General features: G+C 42.4%; 22 protein-coding genes. 7 read left to right on the forward strand and 15 right to left on the reverse strand.

Annotated elements, in window-relative coordinates:
- Window positions 1-67: 67 nt before the first annotated feature.
- From G4P54_RS13125 to G4P54_RS13145, 5 genes are all read right to left on the reverse strand, one after another.
- Window positions 68-970, reverse strand: coding sequence for a phosphate ABC transporter substrate-binding protein (locus G4P54_RS13125; protein WP_167872885.1), 903 nt, complete (start codon window positions 968-970; stop codon window positions 68-70).
- A gap of 154 nt (window positions 971-1124) precedes the next feature.
- Window positions 1125-3278, reverse strand: coding sequence for a penicillin-binding protein 2A (pbpA, locus tag G4P54_RS13130; protein WP_167872886.1), 2154 nt, complete (start codon window positions 3276-3278; stop codon window positions 1125-1127).
- A gap of 112 nt (window positions 3279-3390) precedes the next feature.
- Entirely contained in the window at window positions 3391-4683 is a 1293-nt protein-coding gene (locus G4P54_RS13135) for an MFS transporter (RefSeq protein ID WP_024715038.1), read from the reverse strand.
- A gap of 105 nt (window positions 4684-4788) precedes the next feature.
- Entirely contained in the window at window positions 4789-5397 is a 609-nt protein-coding gene (gene sodA / locus G4P54_RS13140) for a superoxide dismutase SodA (RefSeq protein ID WP_024715037.1), read from the reverse strand.
- 180 nt (window positions 5398-5577) lie between these two features.
- Window positions 5578-6060, reverse strand: coding sequence for a DUF456 domain-containing protein (locus G4P54_RS13145; protein ID WP_167872887.1), 483 nt, complete (start codon window positions 6058-6060; stop codon window positions 5578-5580).
- Between the two features lie 111 nt (window positions 6061-6171).
- On the opposite strand from G4P54_RS13145, the gene G4P54_RS13150 reads away from it, so the two are divergent.
- The 3 genes from G4P54_RS13150 (at window position 6172) to ispG (ending at window position 8582) form a co-directional block, all read left to right on the forward strand.
- A complete protein-coding gene (locus G4P54_RS13150; protein ID WP_167872888.1) occupies window positions 6172-6933 on the forward strand; it encodes a DUF1189 domain-containing protein in 762 nt (253 codons plus the stop codon).
- Window positions 6934-7027: 94 nt separating this feature from the next.
- Complete coding sequence (locus G4P54_RS13155; RefSeq protein ID WP_167872889.1) at window positions 7028-7327, forward strand: LysM peptidoglycan-binding domain-containing protein; 300 nt, start codon at window positions 7028-7030, stop codon at window positions 7325-7327.
- Window positions 7328-7448: 121 nt separating this feature from the next.
- Window positions 7449-8582 (forward strand): flavodoxin-dependent (E)-4-hydroxy-3-methylbut-2-enyl-diphosphate synthase, encoded by a 1134-nt coding sequence (gene ispG / locus G4P54_RS13160; RefSeq protein WP_072181759.1) that lies wholly within the window; start codon window positions 7449-7451, stop codon window positions 8580-8582.
- Window positions 8583-8606: 24 nt separating this feature from the next.
- Here ispG and G4P54_RS13165 read toward each other — a convergent pair whose 3' ends face one another.
- Window positions 8607-8996, reverse strand: a complete 390-nt coding sequence (locus tag G4P54_RS13165) for a DUF308 domain-containing protein (protein WP_167872890.1) — start codon at window positions 8994-8996, stop codon at window positions 8607-8609.
- Window positions 8997-9129: 133 nt separating this feature from the next.
- Here G4P54_RS13165 and G4P54_RS13170 point away from each other — a divergent pair, with 133 nt between their 5' ends.
- Window positions 9130-9711 carry a hypothetical protein gene (locus G4P54_RS13170; RefSeq protein ID WP_167872891.1) on the forward strand — a complete coding sequence of 194 codons (582 nt, stop codon included), beginning with the start codon at window positions 9130-9132 and terminating at the stop codon, window positions 9709-9711.
- 54 nt (window positions 9712-9765) lie between these two features.
- Here the strand turns inward: G4P54_RS13170 and zur are convergent, their stop codons facing one another.
- Window positions 9766-10203 carry a zinc uptake transcriptional repressor Zur gene (gene zur, locus G4P54_RS13175; protein ID WP_024715030.1) on the reverse strand — a complete coding sequence of 146 codons (438 nt, stop codon included), beginning with the start codon at window positions 10201-10203 and terminating at the stop codon, window positions 9766-9768.
- Window positions 10204-10340: 137 nt separating this feature from the next.
- Window positions 10341-11222 carry a YitT family protein gene (locus tag G4P54_RS13180; protein WP_167872892.1) on the reverse strand — a complete coding sequence of 294 codons (882 nt, stop codon included), beginning with the start codon at window positions 11220-11222 and terminating at the stop codon, window positions 10341-10343.
- Window positions 11223-11336: 114 nt separating this feature from the next.
- Here G4P54_RS13180 and G4P54_RS13185 point away from each other — a divergent pair, with 114 nt between their 5' ends.
- Window positions 11337-11591, forward strand: coding sequence for a DUF2624 domain-containing protein (locus G4P54_RS13185; protein ID WP_024715028.1), 255 nt, complete (start codon window positions 11337-11339; stop codon window positions 11589-11591).
- Window positions 11592-11618: 27 nt separating this feature from the next.
- On the opposite strand, the gene G4P54_RS13190 is transcribed toward G4P54_RS13185, so the two are convergent.
- Together G4P54_RS13190 and cshB are read right to left on the reverse strand one after the other, a co-directional pair.
- Entirely contained in the window at window positions 11619-12512 is an 894-nt protein-coding gene (locus G4P54_RS13190; protein ID WP_167872893.1) for a deoxyribonuclease IV, read from the reverse strand.
- A gap of 9 nt (window positions 12513-12521) precedes the next feature.
- Window positions 12522-13838 (reverse strand): DEAD-box ATP-dependent RNA helicase CshB, encoded by a 1317-nt coding sequence (gene cshB / locus G4P54_RS13195; RefSeq protein WP_167872894.1) that lies wholly within the window; start codon window positions 13836-13838, stop codon window positions 12522-12524.
- Between the two features lie 167 nt (window positions 13839-14005).
- Here cshB and vrrA point away from each other — a divergent pair, with 167 nt between their 5' ends.
- Window positions 14006-14740, forward strand: a complete 735-nt coding sequence (vrrA, locus tag G4P54_RS13200) for a VrrA/YqfQ family protein (protein WP_024715025.1) — start codon at window positions 14006-14008, stop codon at window positions 14738-14740.
- 122 nt (window positions 14741-14862) lie between these two features.
- The gene (locus G4P54_RS13205) at window positions 14863-15807 is read left to right on the forward strand and encodes a 4-hydroxy-3-methylbut-2-enyl diphosphate reductase (protein WP_024715024.1); all 945 of its coding nucleotides are present in this window, start codon (window positions 14863-14865) and stop codon (window positions 15805-15807) included.
- A 22-nt stretch (window positions 15808-15829) separates the two neighbouring features.
- Here the strand turns inward: G4P54_RS13205 and G4P54_RS13210 are convergent, their stop codons facing one another.
- The 5 genes from G4P54_RS13210 to dnaG form a co-directional block, all read right to left on the reverse strand.
- Window positions 15830-16951: a Nif3-like dinuclear metal center hexameric protein gene (locus G4P54_RS13210; RefSeq protein WP_167872895.1), complete on the reverse strand. Its 1122-nt coding sequence runs from the start codon at window positions 16949-16951 to the stop codon at window positions 15830-15832.
- Window positions 16944-17594, reverse strand: a complete 651-nt coding sequence (trmK, locus tag G4P54_RS13215; protein ID WP_240939669.1) for a tRNA (adenine(22)-N(1))-methyltransferase TrmK — start codon at window positions 17592-17594, stop codon at window positions 16944-16946. Before trmK ends, G4P54_RS13210 begins: the two co-directional genes overlap by 8 nt.
- A gap of 259 nt (window positions 17595-17853) precedes the next feature.
- Window positions 17854-18216, reverse strand: a complete 363-nt coding sequence (gene cccA / locus G4P54_RS13220; protein ID WP_024715021.1) for a cytochrome c550 — start codon at window positions 18214-18216, stop codon at window positions 17854-17856.
- 329 nt (window positions 18217-18545) lie between these two features.
- Complete coding sequence (gene rpoD / locus G4P54_RS13225) at window positions 18546-19661, reverse strand: RNA polymerase sigma factor RpoD (protein ID WP_003226225.1); 1116 nt, start codon at window positions 19659-19661, stop codon at window positions 18546-18548.
- Window positions 19662-19859: 198 nt separating this feature from the next.
- Window positions 19860-21671, reverse strand: a complete 1812-nt coding sequence (gene dnaG / locus G4P54_RS13230; RefSeq protein ID WP_024715020.1) for a DNA primase — start codon at window positions 21669-21671, stop codon at window positions 19860-19862.
- Window position 21672: the final 1 nt, after the last annotated feature.

Below are 21672 nucleotides of genomic sequence, written 5' to 3' on the forward strand. Positions count from 1 at the left end.
ATTTTACACTCCTATGAATGTGTTAAGAGGAGAAACGGCTGTCCCCGCACTCCTCTTTTTATTTAGATCAGCTTTGCTTCCCTTTAGCATCGCGTGTCACTTTCATATCAGTAACCGGAATATAGCCTTGGTCTGTTACAATGCTTTTTTGAATGTCTTTACTCTTTAGGTAATCAAGAAATTTTTTAGCTAGGTCTGTCGCTTCACCTTTTGTGTAAGAATGCTGATAAGCCCAGATCGGATACTCGCCAGTTGCAACATTTTTCGCTTCAGGTTTTACGCCGTCAATAGATAGAGCAGTAACTTTGTTATCTGTTAAATATGAGAATGCAAGATATCCAATCGCTCCTGGAGTATCAGCAATGATTTTTTTCACAGTGTTAGAAGAATCTTCAGTAATGCCTTCAGCAGGTTCTTCTCCGTCAAGCGCATATTTCACAAATGTGGCACGTGTGCCAGAAGAATCAGGACGGTTTACAAGCGTAATCTTTTGGTCTTTGCCGCCAAGCTCTTTCCAGTTTTTGATTTTGCCAGTGAAGATTTTTTTCAATTCATCTTTTGAAATATCCTTTACACCGGCATCAGGGTTTACAGCTGCCGCCATACCAACCACTGCGACTTGATGATCGACAAGCGCTTTTGCATCAATACCTTCTTTTTCTTCAGCAAAAACGTCTGAATTCCCGATCTGAACAGCTCCTTCAGACACTTGAGAAAGCCCTGTTCCAGAGCCGCCGGCCTGTACCTGTATATCAGCATCAGGGTTTTCTTCCATAAATTTTTCTGCGGCCGCGAGTACTAATGGCTGCATAGCCGATGAACCAGAAATGGTTAAAGAACCTGATGCCTTTTCTTCTCCTTTTGCAGAATCGCTATTCGATTTTTCTTTTTCTCCTGCATTTCCGCATGCAGCTGCAATCATCATAAAAGCAGCCGTCAGAAACATAAGCATCCATTTGTTTTTTTTCATTTCCTGAATTCCCCCTGCGTATAATGTGTAATTTGTCCTACACGTATAGCGTAAAGGTTCTATGTAAAAAGGGTTTGAACCGAATGTTAAGGTTTTGTAAATCAGTGCGTTTTTTTGTATAAAAAAAACGCCCACATCATGTGAGCGTTTCTTTTTAGTGATCAGAAGACGTTGTGTTTTCTGCTTTTTCTTCAATTTTGTTTTTATTTTTTTGCTGGGTATCTTCTTTGTCCTGCTTCGATTTCAGCTCAAAATATTTATCCAATACTTCTCTGCCGATTTCGTTAGTAATGGAGTATCTATCATTATAATCAATGTAAGTCCATGGAACTACGACAGAAATAGCGACCTCAGGATTATCAGCAGGTGCATAGGCGACAAGTGTCGTATTATAAGTGCTTGTGCCTGCTTTTGATTTATCCGGTCCGTCATAGAATGATTGGGCTGTGCCTGTTTTTGCAGCTGGTTTATAGGATGCTGAAGCCAATTGGGTTGCAGCAGTCCCTTTAGTGGCAACCCGTCTAAATCCAGCTTGGACTTCTTCAATATAGCTACTCTTCATATCAACTTTATTCAACACTTCAGGCTGAACAGATTCAACGACAGCTCCGATTCCTTTTTTCGCATCTGACTGTCTGACTTCTTTTACAAGCTGAGGCTTCAAGCGATAGCCTCCGTTTGCAATCGTTGAGACGTATTGCGCCAGTTCCAGCGGTGTATACGTATCGTACTGGCCGATCGCATAGTCCAGCAAGAATCCCGTCAATCTGTTTGTTCCTTTATAGCCTGTCATTTCATTCGGAAGATCAATTCCGGTTTTAACTCCCAATCCAAATTGGCTGAAGTAATTACGGAATGTATCAAAAGCCGCCGTATCAATAGGTAAAGCTTGATGCGGTTTATATTCACCTTTTCCGAGCGCGATTGCAGTTTTAAACATAAAGACGTTAGAAGACTGCTCTAAGGCTCTTTGAATATTTACCGCTCCTAAGTTCTTCCATGACTTTTTACCGTTTTTATCCTGGCTACCAATATACAATGGTTCATCCTGAAACACTGTATTTAGGTTAATGGCTCCTGTTTGAAGACCTGTCAAGACAGTTGCACCTTTTACAGCTGATCCCATCGCGTAGGAAGAAGTCATGGCTCCTAATGCATAATCATCAAACTTATAGGCTCCATTTTCTCGTTTAATCTGTTTACCCGCCATTGTCAGTACTTCACCGTTTCTTGGATCCATCATGACAACGAATGCACGGTCTAACAATTCAGTGCTCGGTTTTGCTTTAGCAGCTTTAAGTTTCTTTTCAATAATTTTTTCCACTGATTTTTGTAAATCAATATCAATCGTAAGGACGAGATCTTTACCGGGTTTGCCTTCAGATACGGTTTTCGTTCCTGTCACATTGCCTTTTGAATCTGTGATATTTTCCACTTTTGCTTTCTGGCCCTGCAGCAGGCTTTCGTATTGGTATTCCAGATAACTTTTTCCGACCCTGTCATTTCGGCTGTAGCCAAGCGACAGATAATGGTCGAGCAAGTTGGACGGCAAGCCTTCATCAGAGCTGGAAACACTTCCGAGCACTGAGCGGAGAAGATTCTTATACGGGTATTGACGTTCCCAATCTGACGTGACATCAACACCCGGCAGATCGTCTAAATGTTCACTCACCACTGCCATTTCCTTCGCTGATACATCTTCATTTTTGATATATTGAGGGGTCAACGCATACCCTGAGTCCATCTGTCTTTTGATGGCGAGGATCTGCATGTCTTTATCCGTCAGCTCATTCAGCTGCTTATTTGTTATCCGCTTCAGCTGGAGCTGATATAAATCGTCATCAGATAGTTTTTTGTCTTTTACCTTCTGTCTTTCTTCAGAGGTAATCAAATTTTTGGCTTCTTTCGGCCGGGTCAACATCCAATAATCCTTTTTATCCCGTTCTGTTACTTTTTTTGTATCGACTTTAATCATATCAGACAGCTTTTTTGCGATCTTTAAGCGCTGGTCTTGCGTGGTCGATTTAGATCTGGTGTATGTGATGGCATTTAAAGCCTTATTTGTCACAATAGCATTAAAGTTTCGATCATAAATTTTCCCGCGCGGTACCGCCGAGCTGACTTCACTTTGTTCCTGCTTATTGGCTTGATTTTTGTAATCATCGCCTTGCACGATCTGCTTGATGCCCAGTTCCACAATGATCCAAGTAAATATAACAAAGGCCGCCAAAAATAAAATATTCAGCCGGATCGGAAGCGACTTCTTTTTCTCTTTATGATTTTGTTTTTTTGGTTTATTTCTCCTCATAACATCACCTTTTCTATTTACAGAAAGAAAAGACACTCAAGTAAGAGTGCCATTTTTCATTTTAAAGGTTTTTTCGACTTTTTTCTACAGATAACCCCTTTTTGACAAAAAATTATCTTTCTCCTTTTAAAAGATTCGGTTCAGTTACCCGTTTCTGGCCGTCTTCTTCCATGGTCTCATTTTCCTCTTCTTTCTCCTTAAAACGGATATCCTTGACAAAGTAATAAATCAGCGGATGTCCTATGCCCAATATCGCAAGTGACAAAGGGATTCCCACATCCTCTTTAAGAAGAACCACGATTAGGAGAAAGAATAATATGGAGACAATTCTGCCGGCGTTTAAAAACAGTTCCCTCAGCACGATATATTCAATTCTTGCTTTTCTGGCGTGCCTCGCCCGGCCGATCACATCATAAGTCAGGGACACATATGGCACGAGCAGCAGAGGATAACCGATGGCAATAAAAACGCCGTACGTCAATAATGTTGTAAAGCTCATATGAAACAAAATTAAAAACAGCGCGCCATACAGAATAAGTCCGCCCAGCAGAATTGATTTTTTTCTCGCCTTTTTCTTAATCAGCCTGGATGCAAAGTAGTAGGCAAAGAAGGAAACAGCTGAGTTGACAAGACCGAATGTTCCGAGGGCCAGTTCGCTGTTTGTCTCAATAAATACAAATACACTGATTAAAAAGACAAAAATCCCTTCTCTCAAACCCTGAAAAAAATGCGCATTCGTAATTCTCCGCCAATTCATATTGCTATGGCGCTCTCCAAATACTTTGCTCAGCATAAAACGCCCCTTCGATTCTCTCCGTTTTAAGAAAAAGCTCATCACGACAGCCAGGGCAAATAAACTGAGGGAGAGACTGAAAATCACTGTATAACCCGTATTATTTTCAAGCCTTGAGATCACAAATCCCGCTACAATCGGGCCGATCATTCCTGCAGAGGAAGACAGAATGCCCATAAATCCATTGAAAAAGTCTCGCGTATCCGGCTCTGTTATTTCAAAGGTCAGCACGTTAAACGCAAGCCAATAAAAACCATAGCCCACTCCGAGCACCGCGCCGATCAGCACGAGCCGGCTGGCCGCCGTTTCTCCGGCTAAAAGCACACTTAAATAAAAGGCAGCTAAAAAAATGACACCGAATCTTAAAATGAACACCCTGTCTATTTTTTTGGCTAACCGTCCAGCCAAATAAAAGGTTATCGGCTGCATTGTCACAATGGATAAATTATATATCGCCAAATCAATAAATTTCCCTGACTGCTTCCAAAGATACACATTAACAAATGTATTGGACAGTGCAATTCCCAGCGAGTAAAGCCCGCCAATGGTCAGCAGAAAGAGTAATCCTTTGTTCACTTCTACATCGCCAATCACTTTTTTTAGTTTGCTCATTATTGACTCCCCTTTACTATCCCTTAGTCTGTCTCACTCAAACCGAGATATGTAAAAAGAAGACATAAAAAAACAAGGTCCTGATTGAGGACCTTGCTTGAGTCATTATTTTGCTTCGCTGTATAGGCGAGCCACTTCATCCCAGTTCACAACATTCCAGAAAGCTGAAATGTAATCAGGACGGCGGTTTTGATAGTTAAGGTAGTAAGCATGCTCCCAAACGTCAAGACCTAAGATAGGCGTTTTGCCTTCAGAAAGTGGAGAATCTTGGTTTGGCGTGCTCGTGATTTCAAGTTTGCCGTTGTTTACAACAAGCCATGCCCAGCCAGAACCGAAGCGTCCAGCTGCTGCAGCTGCGAACTGCTCTTTGAATTTGTCAAAGCTACCAAATACACTGTTGATCTCATCAGCAAGCGCGCCAGTTGGCTCACCGCCGCCGTTTGGAGATAAAAGCGTCCAGAATAATGAGTGGTTTGCGTGTCCGCCGCCGTTGTTGCGAACTGCAGTACGGATGTTTTCAGGAACAGAATCAAGATCTGCAACAAGCTCTTCAACTGATTTGTTTGCAAGGGCAGTGTTTCCTTCAACCGCTTTGTTTAAATTTGTCACGTATGTGTTATGGTGTTTCGTATGGTGAATAGTCATAGTTTCCTTATCAATATGCGGTTCTAAAGCATCGTACGCATAAGGTAGTTCTGGAAGTTTGTAAGACATGATAAATTCCTCCTTAGTATATATATGTACTGAAATGCCGCTTCACAGCGAGCCTTTCTTCATTCAATGTAACAAAAGAACGCTTTGTAATCAATGAAAAAGCTCACATGTTGGCCATTTCAGCAAACATATTTCACTTTAACCGATAATCCGTGCCCTTAAACCTGCCTCCCTCAATTCTTATAGGACCGTCCATAAAAAATATCCGATCATCAAGAGCTGTATGATGCCCTTTGCGATAACCCCTGTCAAAAAACCAATGAGTGAGCCGAGACCGATTTTAAACGCTGACTTTACGTCCTTTTGATGGACGATCAGTTCTGCACAAACAGCCCCGATAAACGGACCTAATATGATCCCTGCGATCGGAATGACGAAAGGCCCGATTAATAAACCGATCGTGCTTCCCCATATGGCGGCTTTGCTTCCGCCGAATCTTTTTACTCCAAGCAAATTAGACACGTAATCAGCAGCGAATAATACTGCGGCAAAAACGGCTTCAACGAGCCAGAACATATAAGAATACGGACTGAACGAAAACAAAAATCCGTACAAGATAAAGCCGGCAACAATAAATACGACACTCGGAATAATTGGGTACACCAGCCCGACAAAAGCGATGATAAATACCGCCGCAATCAACAGCCAATACAACAAATCCATAGCATCCATCCTCCCTTTCTTCATCTATCTTCTTCATGTCTTCCTTGTATTCACACGCAGGCAACGATACAATAAGCAACATATATTAAGTATAGCTAGGAAGTGAAGATAGTGAATGTATTTCAGCTTTTCATCAAAAGTACATACTCTCCCCGTGATATTGCAAAAACAAGATTTCAAGGAATCGGGAAAGCGATTCTTTATGTATTTTTGCTCTCTGTCCTTTTTGCAATCCCTACCGCTTATTATGTAAGCGCAGGGACCGTAAATTCTATCAACGGTTTTAAAACCGTTGTAAACAAAGATTTCCCTGATTTCACAATTTCAAACGGCAAACTTCAAACGGATGAAAAAAAAGCCACAGAATCACAGGCAAATGGTTTCGTGATCGTGTTTGATCCGACAGACGCCTACGGCACCGAACAAATTGAAGCGAAGCAAAACGCGATCGGCATCCTTCAGGATAAATTTGTGTTGGCCATTGACGGACAAGCCCAAGAAATGCCTTACTCCATGATGCCGTCAGATTTGGCAAAAAAAGACGTTGTTGCGGGTTTAAACCAAAATCAAACGATGATCGTAACGGTTCTTTCCATTCTCATTTTTCTCGTAACAGCCGCGGGAAAATTTATTGAAGTATCATTCTTGGCGCTAATCGGAGTAATCATTAAGAATTCACAGAAAAAGCATCTGTCCTATCACCAGCTCTGGAGGCTTTCTGCCTATTCCGTCACCTTATCGACTGTATTCTTTACGATCATGCGTGCGTTAGAAGTGACAGTTCCAAGTGAATTTTTGCTGAACTGGTTTGTCAACTTTGTCATTCTATTCCTTGTTTTAAAAGAGATTCCGTCAAAAAAAGCTGCTGTATAATCCGAGACTGCATTCGCAGTCTCTTTTCTTTTGTCATGAATCCAAATGGACAAGCATACGATAGTATAAAATTTCGTATGCGGGAGGAAAAGCGATGAAGCGCCTCACTTTAGTATGCAGCATTGTTTTTATTCTTTTTATTCTTTTTTATGACCTTAAAATTGGAACGATACCCATTCAGGACCTCCCTGTCTATGAAGCATCAGCAAAAACAGCTGCACAGGAACCTGCGTTTAAAACGGTGAAGGTAAAGCCGGGTGATACGGTTATGTCGATTGTCGGATCAGCAGGTTCACCGGACGACATTGTAAAGGATTTTGAAACGCTGAATCCGAATGTGAAAGCCAACGCCATTCAAGCTGGAACAGCGTACAAATTCCCAGTCTACCCTTAATTAGCGTTAATTTCTTGTCAGTTCGGCGAAGACACTGTTACAATGTAATTTGTAAAATAAATTCACTTAAACCATACTAGAATTGTTATATCTAGAAGCGGCAACTACAATTAAGGAGCGATTGCAAGTGAGTGAAATCACACATCGTACAAAAACGCGTCCCGTCAAAGTGGGACCTTTAACAATAGGCGGCAACAATGAAGTTGTCATCCAAAGCATGACAACAACAAAAACACATGATGTAGAAGCTACGGTTGCGGAAATTAACCGTTTGGCTGAAGCCGGATGCCAAATCGTCCGGGTGGCATGTCCGGATGAACGGGCGGCAAACGCCATTGCCGATATTAAAAAACGGATTTCCATTCCGCTCGTTGTTGACATACATTTCGATTATAAGCTTGCGTTAAAAGCCATTGAAGGCGGCGCAGATAAAATCCGAATCAACCCAGGCAACATCGGCCGCCGCGAAAAAGTCGAAGCGGTCGTTCAAGCGGCAAAAGAAAAAGGGATTCCGATCAGAATCGGTGTCAACGCCGGCTCACTCGAAAAACGGATTTTAGAAAAATACGGTTATCCGACTGCCGACGGAATGGTAGAAAGCGCACTTCATCACATTAAAATTCTTGAGGATCTCGATTTTCACGATATTATTGTCAGCATGAAGGCATCTGACGTTAACCTTGCGATCGAGGCTTATGAAAAAGCGGCGAAAGCATTTGACTACCCGCTTCACCTCGGGATCACCGAATCAGGAACGCTGTTTGCCGGCACAGTAAAGAGCGCGGCTGGACTCGGCGCGATTTTAAGCAAAGGCATCGGTAACACCATGCGTATTTCATTAAGTGCAGATCCTGTGGAAGAGGTAAAAGTAGCGAGGGAGCTTCTAAAATCTTTCGGCTTAGCCTCCAATGCTGCCACGCTCATCTCATGTCCGACTTGCGGCCGTATTGAGATTGATTTGATCAGCATTGCCAATGAAGTGGAAGAATATATTTCTAAAATAAAAGCGCCGATTAAAGTCGCTGTTCTCGGCTGTGCAGTAAACGGACCCGGAGAAGCGAGAGAAGCTGATATCGGAATTGCCGGAGCGCGCGGTGAAGGATTGTTATTCCGGAAAGGGAAGATTGTCCGTAAGGTTCCAGAGGAAACAATGGTAGAGGAACTTAAGAAAGAAATTGACATTCTTGCTGAGGAACACTATGCAAAGCTTGAAGCTGAAAAAGCAAAATTAAAAGAAGAGACACAAAAAGCTTGACGGGAACCCGTCAAGCTTTTTGCGTTAGAAAAATGGAATAATAAATATTCCAAGCACTAATGAGACGACACCGATGCCCATCGCCCAAGCGCCAAGGCCTTGGGCGCCTCTTCTTCTTGCGATATAGCCGACAATAATACCGGCAGCTCCCAATAAAACAGGCAGTACAAACAATGAAATAATGGACAAGGCTAAACCGATATATCCTATTCCCCGTCCTTCATTGACATTGCCGCCGCTGCGATCTTTATCTCGGTCATTGCTGCGGTCAGCAGCTCGGTAAGGCTCAGCGATTTCAGCAGCTGTTTCCTCAAAAAAATCATCATTGTCGCGGGTAATATTCGTTCCCTCAGAACCATGGTCAACATAGTAGCTGTTGTTATCCCGATTTTCGTAATCGTTTGCCACCTTCAATTCCCCCTTCTGTTTTTATTAAAGGAGCTTTTATAGTTTGATCTATTTTGCCTGATTCATGTTTGCTAAACTTTTCTGTTAATGTTAATTGTTTATGTTACACTTGAAGGGATGAAACTGAAGGAGTGTGGGCATGTTACGCTTAGGAATAGATATTGACGGCACAATTACGGCTCAGGATACATTCGTCCCTTATTTGAACCGCTCGTTTAATCTTTCCATTTCATTAAATGATATGACGGATTATGATTTAACAAAGCTGTTACATATTACACAGGAAGAATTTTGGGATTGGATGAATCAACATGAAGCAATCATATATAAGGAAGCATTGCTTGCGCAGCATGCAAAACAGTCACTTGACCTCCTCAAAGAGGAGCACAAGCTTATTTATATTACAGCGAGACGGACTCATTTAACAGACATTACTTATGAATGGTTTGACAGACAAAACATTCATTACGACCACATCGAACTCGTTGGCGGTCATCATAAAGTTGAAGCAGTCAGAAATCACAACATCGACTTGTTTTTTGAAGATCATCACGGAAACGCCATGATGATTGCGAAAGAAGCCGGCATACCGGTGATTTTGTTCAATTCTCCTTATAATCAGCTCCCGATTGATTCAAACATCACCAGAGTAAACAACTGGCTGGAAGCCGTTCAATGGATAAACAAAAACAAACATCATTTTATACGTGTCAATAACTGAAAAAGGAGCCCACTTTAAAACTGGGCCCCTTTTTTCTTTTATATACGCAATTCATTATGCAGTAGTGTTTTCAAGGGTTTCCGCTGTACAGTCAGGACATGTGCCGTAAATCTCAAATTTGTGCCCGCTGACCTCATAGCCATCTAAATCATCACAAAGCTTGTCCATCGGGCATGATTCAATTTCCTTTGTTTTGCCGCAGGCAAGACAAATAAAGTGATGGTGATGATGGGTAAATGAACACTTAAATCGGAAGAGCTTTTCACCGGACAGCTCGGTTGTTTCCAAAATACCAAGTTCTTCATATAAAGAAAGGTTTCTGTAGATTGTATCAAAGCTTAAGCCGGGATAATCATCATTTAATGCAGACAGTACATTTTTAGCAGTAAGATATTTGTCTGAATCAGCAAAAAGCTGCAGCATATCCTCCCGTTTGTTTGTATATTTATATCCGTTTTCTTTCAGCAGGTTCAGCGCTTCTTGTACGTTCATGAAGGGTCCCCCTTTTCGCTTTGCTTAAGAACGTATGACATGTATGAAAAAGAAAATGGCAGCTGTCTGACCAGCAAGCCATTTTCTTTACTGCAGATAAAATTATACCCATAAAGTGAATAAAAGTAAATGAAAGCCTAGTGGATTGCGTTTTTGAATTTCCCGCCCCGTGTCTCATGGGTATTCATAATCGTAATGAATGCATTAATATCAACTTCAAACACGATTGATTTAAGCTTGGTCACTTCGAGCCTTGTGACAACGGCGTAAATCACGTCCTTCTCCTCGTCCGTATATCCGCCTTTCCCTTTCAGCTTTGTTGTTCCCCGTCCAAGACGGTGCAAAATCGCGTCGGATATCTCGTCGTACTGATCCGACACAATAATGACAGCTTTTGTTTCATCGAGCCCCTGAATCACGGCATCAATGGTTTTCATTGCAATATAATAAGTCATGAAAGAGTACATCGCTTGCTCGGGTCCAAACACAAAACCGGCCCAAATGAAAATGAATACATTGATGAGCATCACGAACTCACCTACTGAAAATGGCAGCTTTTTTGTCAGTAAAATACCTAGAATTTCTGTGCCATCCATTGAACCTCCGTTTCGGATCACGAGCCCGACTCCAAAGCCAAGTAAAAGACCTCCGAACACAGTGGCCAAAATGGGCTGGGTTGTAATGGCATCTACATGGTGCAGCGAGGATTCAATAACAGCAAGCCCGACAATCCCAATCATTGTAGAGACAAGGAAAGTCTTACCGATATATTTATATCCGAAGATCATAAAAGGAATATTTAAAACGACAACGAAAAAAGCGAAATTCAGAAAGGGGTTTGATATAAAGAGGTGGTCTAAAATAAGCGATACACCGATAATCCCGCCGTCAATAAAATCGTTGGGGATTAAAAACAATTCGATACTTACAGCCGCAGATGCAGCTCCTGCCAAAATCATGAATACCCTGAAAATAAAGTGGAAAAATGTTTCTCTCTTATGTTGTTTTGTTGGGGTCATAAAATCTCCTTTCCTGCAATAACTATTTTTAATATATTATAAATCTATTTTACCATTAAACACTGACACATTTTACTGAGTTGCCATACATTAAGTCTGGAGGTGGAACGAGCGATGATTTTATTTCAAAGAATTATTTTACAGCGGCTAAATCAGGCTACTGCTGATGACTTGCTGAAGTACTCAAAACAATACGGGATCAGTTTGACAAGAACGCAAGCCACAGAAGTAGCAAAACTGTTATACGGGAAAAACGTGAATATCTTTAATGATAGTGAACGAATGCGGCTGCTGAAACAAGTAGAGGCGATCACATCAAAACAAACAGCCCAAACCGTTAATGAACTATTCAAACAATTTACAAGCTAAAAAAACGGGGGATCTATCCCCCATTTTTTATTGCTGTAAAATTTTTTCGAGCAATGTGCCATCAAATTGTTTTTCTTTCAGCATGTCAATTTCAAAACGGTATGGCGGCTTTTTGTTCTTTTTATCTTCACCTACATACGGCGTTTCAAGGATTTTCGGGATGTCTTTTAACTGCTCATGGTGAACGACATATTGCAGTGCGTCAAAGCCGATTTCGCCAAAGCCGATGTTTTCATGGCGGTCTTTTCTTGCGCCTTTGACATTTTTGCTGTCATTAATATGAAGCACTTTAATACGGTCAATGCCGACGGTTTTATCGAACTCATTCAGCACTCCGTCAAAGTCTTCGACAATGTTATATCCGGCATCATGTGTATGGCATGTGTCAAAACACACTGAGAGATGCTCATTGTGTGTAACGCCTTCGATAATCTGGGCCAGCTCCTCAAAGCTTCTGCCGCATTCTGATCCTTTTCCTGCCATTGTCTCTAATGCAATCTGGACATTTTGGTTTGGATCAATTACTTCATTTAAGCCTTCAATAATTTTCTTGATGCCTGCTTCAGCTCCCGCTCCTACATGAGCGCCCGGGTGAAGAACAATTTGCTTCGCTCCGATGGCCGCTGTCCGCTCAATTTCAGAACGAAGAAAATCGACACCAAGCTCAAAAGTGGACGGATTTGTCGTATTGCCAATATTAATAATATAAGGCGCGTGTACAATAATCTCGTCAATGCCGTTTTCTTGCATGTGTGCCCGGCCAGCTTCTATATTCAAATCTTCAATTTTCTTTCGGCGCGTATTTTGCGGTGCGCCTGTATAGATCATAAACGTGTTCGCTCCATAAGAGACTGCTTCCTGGCTTGCAGCCAGAAGCATATGTTTTCCGCTCATAGAGACGTGTGAGCCTATTCTCAGCAACAGGTTCCCCTACTTTCTTTTCTTAGATTGGTTTCTTCTCTGTTTTTTCTTGATTTTCTCCATCTCGTAGCTCATTTTCTTTTTATAGCCAGGCTTTACCTTCTTCGGCTTTTTCACGAGACGATGTGCAATTTCATCCGCTTCGTTTGGCGTTTTTTTACGCTTTTTGCGGCGCTGGCGGTCATCGCCTTTTTTCCACTCGCCCTTTTCAAGCTCCAAGTAATCAAATTCGATGCCCATTTTCTCAAGTCTGGCTAATGCATCCTCATCAGAAAGCTCGTAAATGGTCATCGCTTGCCCTGATGAGCCGGCGCGAGCCGTTCTGCCCACACGGTGAACATAAAAATCGAGATCATCCGGCAGCTCATAGTTGATCACATGGCTGATACCTTTAATGTCAATCCCTCTTGCGGCAAGGTCAGTTGCAATGATATAAGTAAATTCCAAATCATTGATCTGCTTCATGACTTTTTTCCGTTCACGAGGCGTTAAACCGCCGTGCAGCAGCCCGATTTTCATACCTTTTTCAGTCAGATATTGAGCGATATGATCAGCAGTGTTTTTCGTATTGGCAAACACAATGCCCAGGTATGGATTCAGGTGAGACATAATGTCAAAAAGGAGCTTGTCCTTATCACGATGTTTTGAAGGAATGAGGATATGCTCAATCTTCGCAGCAGTCACCTGTTTTGGCTCAACGTGAGCGTATTTCGGATTTTCCATATATTTCTTCAAAAATGGTTTCAGCTTTTCCGGAATGGTCGCAGAGAATACCAGCATCTGCAAATCCTCAGGCATACGGGAACCAATGTAATCTACATCTGCAATAAATCCCATGTCCAGCATTAAATCAGCTTCATCAATGACTAGAGCTTCCGCTTTATGAACACTTAACGCCTGTTCTTTGATTAAATCGGCAATCCGTCCGGGCGTACCGACAACAAGATGAGGCTGTGTTTTCAGTTTATCAATCGATTTTTGTTTATCTGTGCCTCCGATAAAACATTTCGAGCGAATCTGACTGCCTTCTTCACCCTGGGTGATTTTAAGCGCTTCCTGATGAATCTGGTTAGCAAGCTCTCTTGTCGGAGCCGTAATGACAACCTGAACGACATCCTTAGCAGGATCGATTTTGTTTAATAAAGGCAGTAAATAAGCGTGCGTCTTTCCTGTACCCGTCTGAGACTGGCCGATGACGCTTTCTTTTTTTAGCACTGCAGGAATCAGCCTTTTCTGAATATCAGTCGGTTCGTAAAAACCAAGGCGGTTTACTGCATCTATAATAAATGGTTTCAATTCATAAAGTTCAAATTTTGTTTCTTTCATTTTTCCCAGCTCCTTAAAGCGGCACATTCTGTGTCCATCATCACATTATACCCGATTTTGCTTAAAAACACCACGTTTGGAAGGCGTTTGTTTATTCAGTTTTGTAAAGCAAATACCACAGCCCATGCATATTCTAATAGCAGAGAGAGCTGAAAGGAGGTACAAGTATGTTTTCACCGCAGCAGCCAATGAGAAATTTCCCACGGCCCGGACCGCCCCGCCCCATGCCAAATCAGCGAATGATGGGTAGAGGACTTCCTACTATGCGAGGACCTTCATTTGGAGCACAGCAGCAAGGTTTTCAGCAAGCCAGACAATTTCTTCCTCAGGCAAATGCCGCAGCAAGAAATGGCGCAGGCGGAGGCTTAAAAGGAATGCTGTCAAAGTTCTTGCCCGGCGGAGGAGGCGCTGGGGGCGCCGGCTTTCCTGGAGCAGGTGCCTCAGCGAGCGGAGGTGCAGGCCTGCAAGGGATTCAAAATATCGCCAATCCTGCATCTTTATCAAGTATGCTCGGGAATGTGCAAAAAGTGCTCGGCATGGCGCAGCAAGTCACCCCTATGATCCAGCAGTACGGCCCATTAGTCCGCAATCTGCCGTCATTAATGAAGCTGTACAGCCAATTAAGTAAAAGTGATGATACAGAGACAGAGAGCAATGAGGAAAGTGAAAAAGAAACAGATTCAGAAGAATCAACAGAAAAAGAGAAAGAGGGTGAGGATGAAACAAAAACCTCAGATGGAAACAAAAAATCAAAAGCAAAAAGTTCTTCTCTGCCAAAGAAATCAAAAACACCTGACAATAAAGAACAAGAACCAAAAACATCTGCCCCGAAGAAAAATGAAGCTGCTTCTCCTGCTCCGAAAAGAACATCAGGCAGTTCAAAACCAAGATTATATATTTAACATTCTTTGATATCTGAAGTGAGATTGGCTATAATGAAATCAGAAGAATGCAAGAATAAAGCCGTTTGATTACGGCTTTTTATATTGCCTTTACTCACTTCAGTATTGGAGGACAACCGAAAATGGACGTAATTAAAATTTCGCCGCGCGGCTATTGCTATGGCGTTGTTGATGCTATGGTCATTGCCAAAAACGCAGCACTAGATAAAAGCTTGCCAAGGCCCATCTATATACTCGGGATGATTGTTCATAATAAACACGTTACTGATGCCTTTGAAGAGGAAGGGATTTTCACATTGGACGGTGCTAACCGTCTGGACATCCTAAAGCAGGTTGACAAAGGAACCGTCATTTACACTGCGCACGGTGTTTCTCCCGAAGTCAGAAGAATCGCCGAAGAAAAAGGATTAGTCGCAATTGATGCGACATGTCCGGATGTGACGAAAACTCACAATTTAATTCTAGAGATGAAAGAAAAAGGATATCATGTAATCTATATCGGCAAAAAAGGGCATCCAGAGCCTGAAGGAGCCGTTGGCGTAGCACCAGAGATCGTTCACTTAGTTGAAAAAGAAGAAGATGTGAAAAACCTGAATATCCAAGCAGAGAAGTTAATCGTGACGAATCAAACAACAATGTCTCAATGGGATGTTCACGACATCATGGAGCTTGTTAAAGAAAAATATCCCCATGTCGAATATCACCAAGAGATTTGCCTCGCTACTCAAGTGCGGCAGGAAGCTGTATCAGAGCAGGCGAAAAAAGCGGACTTAACAATCGTTGTCGGCGACCCGAAAAGCAACAATTCTAATAGGCTTGCTCAAGTATCAGAGGAAATAGCCGGCACAAAAGCATACCGGATCGGCGACTTAAGCGAATTAAAGCTCGAATGGCTAAAAGGCGTGAATACCGTTGCGGTTACAGCGGGGGCTTCAACACCAACGCCCATCACAAAAGAAGTCATTCGCTTTTTGGAGCAGTACGAACATGAAGATCCGTCAACTTGGACAACTGAACACAATGTACCGCTCAAAAAAATACTTCCGAAAGTAAAAGCAAAAAACTGAGGCTGCAAAAGCCTCAGTTTTTTTATAGAAACATAAATGGATTAGTATCTGTTTCAGAAACAAAGATATTTACATCAAGCTTTTTATCGTTGCACATTGATGTCAGTTTTCTCGTGACGCCTTCTTTCATGATTTTTTCCGCGTAATGGCCCGGGTCAACCACATTCAGGCCAAGCATCATCGCATCATGGGCCACATGGAAGTATAAATCTCCTGTGACGTAAACATCAGCGCCCTTTCGTTTCGCCTGATGAATATACTTGTTTCCGTCTCCGCCAAGAACAGCTACCTTTTTCACCATACTGTCAGCATCGCCCACTACTCTGACACCATTGACGTCAAGCTTGTCTTTCACAAATAAAGCAAATTCCTTGAGTGTCATCTCATTTTTAAGGGTTCCCACACGGCCAAGTCCTTTTTCGGCGGGAGACTGCTCGACAGGATAGATATCATAAGCGACTTCTTCATAAGGATGGCTTTTTATCATTGCTTTTATTACAGCTTTTTCGATGCTTTTAGGAAACACAGTCTCAAGTCTTACTTCATGAACAAGCTCAAGCTCCCCTACTTCACCGATAAACGGCTTGGCGCCGTCCAATGGCTTAAAGCTACCGATTCCCTCAGACGAAAACGCACAATGGCTGTATTCGCCGATATGACCGGCTCCGGCATTTCCGAGCGCTCCCCTGACCTGCTCTTCATATTCCTTCGGTACGTATACGGCCAGCTTTTTTAGAGGATCAGTATAAGTAGGCGCCAGCACATCCGTCTCACTCAGCTCTAATGCTTCAGCAAGCAAATCATTCACGCCGCCGTCCGCAACGTCTAAATTAGTATGAGCTGCATAAACAGCGATATCATGCTTCAAACACTTTTCAATGAGCCTTCCGGCAGGCTGGTCTGTTGCAATATGCTTTAGCGGCCTGAAAATCGGAGGGTGGTGTGCAATGATCAAATCAACCTCTTTTTCAATCGCTTCATCAATAACACTCTCCAACACATCAAGTGTAACCATCACATTTTTAATCGGTTTGTTTAAGGTGCCGATTTGCAGGCCGATTTTATCACCTTCAACCGCATAGGCTTTCGGGGAAAATTGTTCAAACAGCTGGATAATCTGCTGCCCATTTACGCTTTTAGCCATGATCAATAACCTCCTTTAGCAGCTCCATTCGATCGGCGAGCTCCGTTAATTTCTGTTTATTTTGCTCTGTACTCGCAGCTTGGCTGATCTGTTCATAAATGTTTTGTGTATGCTGAAGCTCTTGTGTCCATTTTTTCAAGAAGACAGCATTCTTTTCTCTTGCTAAGAAAGGGCCGACGAGCATTCCGGCTGCTACCGAAATACCCGCATAAGCCGCGTCTCTGTCTCCCGCTTCGGCGACAAGCACCTCATAGCACTTTCCGTCTTCCTCAAGGATTACCTCATCAATCAGTGCATACCCTTCTTTATAAAGCCACTCCCTGATATGGACAGCATGAATATTCGGCTGCAAAATAAGCCGTTCCTTCCCTGTTAATTTGTCTTTACCCGCTTCTAAAATGTGAGCAATCAAAGACCCGCCCATTCCTGCAATCGTAACGGCATCTGCTTCACCTTTTTTAATCACTTCGAGGCCGTCCCCCTGCCTTACGGAAATATGTGTGCTCAAGCCAGATTTTTCAACCTGCCGCTTAGCAGACAACAACGGCCCGTCTGTTATTTCTCCGGCAATTGCCCCGCTTGCTTTATGATTCAGCACCGCATAACAAGGAAGGTAAGCGTGGTCAGACCCGATATCGGCCATCACCGCCCCCTTCGGTATGTACTCCGCTACTGTTTGCAACCGTTTAGATAATTTTAATTCGTTCACTTGTCATCACAACTTTTCTCAATCATTTTTTCCTTTTCTATCATATAAAAAATCAGCCAGGAATCCAAGCTGAGCGAATGATTTTCAGATACTTTATTTTGATAAATGCTCTCATACGGCAAACAAAAATAAAAGGCTGTCGAGATCATCTCGGCGGCCTGAGAACGTACAATATAAGGAGAAAGATAATCTTTTATTTTATTTTTGATACCCACTCTGCCATATCATCCAGCTTATCGGCTGGAACAAGACCGGAAGGCATTCCATTACCGCCTTTTTCAATTTTTGTTTTAATTTCAGCGACATCTTTCTTATCCCCTACACCCTTTAAGCTCGGACCCGAAACACCTTCATAATTTTCACCGTGGCACGTGATGCAGTTTGCCTTGTATATATCCTCTGGTGAAGCGTTCGCATCTTTCTTTTCAGCAGATTTGCTTTCTCCGCCGCTTGCAATCTCTCGAGAGTCATCAAGCCCCTTTACTGAAAAAAAGAAAGTCAGACCAATTCCTAAAACAGCGATCAGTAAAAATGGAATAAGCGGATTCCATTTCATTTCCCTTCCCCCTTTTTGATCCTTCCCCTATGTAAACACTTCTAATTCTAACTTATTTTAACATAAAGTAAATGGATTGCTGTACAAAAGTTTTTTATTCACACTTTATACAAAATGGAATAGAAACATGCCTATTTCTCTAATATCCTTTTTATACTATTGTATAATGTATTGTATACGCTTACAATAGAAAATATGGAAACATATTTTGAAATTTTTTACCACAATGTTCATTTGCAAATGACATCATTTTTCAGTAAAATAAAGGCATATTATCCATATCTCTTTTTTTAAAAAAAGAAGAACGGATCTGCACGACCCGTTCCATCTTATTCGAGGAAATCTTTCAAACGTTTACTTCTGCTAGGATGTCTTAGTTTCCGCAACGCTTTGGCTTCGATTTGTCGAATACGCTCTCTCGTTACTCCAAATACCTTGCCGACCTCTTCTAAAGTTCTTGTACGGCCGTCATCAAGACCGAATCGAAGACGCAATACATTTTCTTCACGATCAGTTAACGTATCAAGTACATCTTCCAGCTGCTCTTTCAATAGCTCATATGCGGCGTGGTCTGAAGGTGAAGTAGCTTCTTGGTCTTCAATGAAATCACCAAGATGCGAGTCATCCTCTTCACCGATCGGCGTTTCCAGAGATACCGGCTCTTGGGCAATCTTCAAGATTTCACGCACTTTTTCAGGTGTTAAATCCATATCTTCCGCAATTTCCTCAGGTGTTGGTTCTCTGCCTAAATCTTGAAGTAGCTGACGTTGTACACGGATTAATTTATTAATGGTTTCAACCATATGAACGGGAATCCGGATCGTTCTCGCCTGATCGGCAATAGCACGAGTAATCGCCTGTCTAATCCACCACGTAGCATACGTACTGAATTTATAACCTTTACGGTAATCAAATTTTTCAACGGCTTTCATCAGACCCATGTTTCCTTCCTGGATCAGGTCAAGGAACAGCATTCCGCGTCCGACATACCGTTTTGCGATACTGACAACAAGCCGCAGGTTCGCTTCAGCCAATCTGCGTTTAGATTCTTCGTCACCTTCCTCAATCTTTTGAGCGTAGGCGATTTCTTCTTTTGCAGAAAGAAGGTTAACCCGGCCGATTTCCTTTAGATACATACGAACTGGGTCATTGATTTTGACGCCAGGCGGTACACTTAGGTCATTAAGGTCAAATTCTTCTTCGGCTTTGGCAAGCTGCTGAATATTAGGATCTTCTGTTTCTTCATTCTCACTAATTAATTCAACACCTTGTTCACCTAAAAATTCATAATACTCATCCATTTGGTCTGATTCAATTTCAAAGCTGGACATACGCTCGGCAATTTCTTCATATGTCAGAACACCACGTTTTTTACCAGACTCTGTTAATTGTTCTTTTACTTGGTCAAATGTTAATTCTGTCTCGTGGGTTTGTTTATCAGCCATTATGGATCCCTCCTTCCAAAGCTTGCAACGAATTCTATAAGCGGTATGATTCTTATTCGGTCCATTCAGGCGTTTTCTTTGTGAGCTGCCTTTAACAATGTGCGAATAATGATATGACAATTCATGATGAGGTCAAGCGATCTATTTGCTCCTCCGCAAGGAATCATTGCCAATACATGCTCCTCATCAATTTTGCGGTTATTTTAAAGATCGGTTCAATGTAACGATTTCTTGAGCCAAAGATGCAGCTCTCAAAAAATCTTTTTGCCTTTCGGCTTCGGCTCTCTCCGCCTCTTTTTCTTTTATCATTGACCAATTTCTTTGATTCAACACTTTTTTTACATAATCTGATAATTCGGCTTCGCTGAGCTCTTGATTAACCTGAAGCATTAAAATATCAGACAAGAGCTGACTTATATGATCATCCGTCACCCTAGCCATCAGATGCTGAGGCGTAAGCTCGGCTCCCTCCTCATAAAAAGCGTAAAGATAGGCGGCTAATGCTCGGTGCTCATCAATATTAAATTGAAAGCCTACCCGGTCAATCACTTTTTTGATGACGCTTCGATCTCGAAGCATGTGGGCGAGTAACAGCCTTTCTGCATTTTCATACGCCGGACGCAGACGCTTTTGCCTTGCTTTTGTCGTCAGATGCGCTCGCCGCGTTTTCGTTTCACCGCTATTGTCAGCAGGCTTGTTTTGCTTGCTGAAAACAGACAGCTGCTCGGTTAAAGACTCCTGTGAAAGCGAAAACTCCGAAGCAAGCTGTTTCACATAAACTTCCTGCTCAAGAGACCCTGAAAGCGCGCTGATTTCTCTCAGTACGTCTTTAATATATGCTAAGCGATCTCCTTCGTCGGACAGGTTCTTTCCTTTTCGGAAATATTGCATTTTGAAGGCCATCACGGTGACACTGGCGTCGATAATGTCGTTTTTAAATTTTTCCCCGCCGAACCTTTTGATGTAATCGTCAGGATCTAATCCGTCAGGAATCATTGCAACTCTGACTTTGCAGCCTTTATTTTGCAGAAGCTCAGAAGCTTTTAAAGTGGCTTCATAACCGGCTTTATCAGAATCATAGCAAAGAATGATTTCTTCGACATTTCTTCTCAGTATCTTGACATGGTCATCTGTCAAAGAGGTTCCCATCGTGGCTATGCTTTCTTTTACACCCGAGCTGACAGCCGATATGACATCGGCAAACCCTTCAAACAAGACTGCTCTTTCCTGCTTTCTGATATGAAGGCGGGCCTTGTAAAAGTTGTAAAGCAGTTTGCTTTTATGAAAAAGCGGCGTTTCAGGACTGTTCATATATTTAGGCTGCTGGCTGCCAAGAGCCCTGCCTGAGAAAGCGACAACCGCTCCGTGATGATCATGGATCGGAAACATGACGCGGTTTCTGAAACGGTCAAAATATCCGCTCCCGTCTTCGCGCCTGATCAGGAGACCCGCTTTCTCCATTTGCGCCTCACTAAAGCCCCGCTTCCCGAGAAATTTCGTGATGAAGTCCCAAGAATCAAGAGCATAGCCGATCTGAAATTCATCAATCAGCTCTTTCGTAAAGCCCCTGGAAAGCAGATAGTCCAGCGCTTCTTGACCTTCTTTTGTATTTATTAACAAATGATGGTAAAATTTCTTCAAGAGCTCATGGGCCTCAGCCATTTTTTGGTCTGCAGAAGATTCTGGCCGGGCTCCGGAATGGACTGTTATATCATCCGGAAAATCAATTTGGTATTTGTCTGCAAGGTGAGAAACCGACTCGGCAAATGAATAGCCTTCCATCTGCCTTAAAAAAGAGAAAACATTGCCGCCCGCTCCGCAGCCAAAGCAATGAAATATCTGTTTGTCGGGCGATACGGAAAACGAAGGTGTGCTTTCTCCATGAAAAGGGCAGAGTCCAAAGTAGTTTCGGCCTTGCTTCTTTAATTGAACATAATCACCTATGACTTCAACGATATCTGCCGACTTTTGCACCTGATCCACAATTTCATCTGGTATGCGATTTCCCATC

Origin of the sequence: Bacillus tequilensis (assembly GCF_012225885.1) — a bacterium.
Classification (GTDB): Bacteria; Bacillota; Bacilli; order Bacillales; family Bacillaceae; genus Bacillus; species Bacillus tequilensis.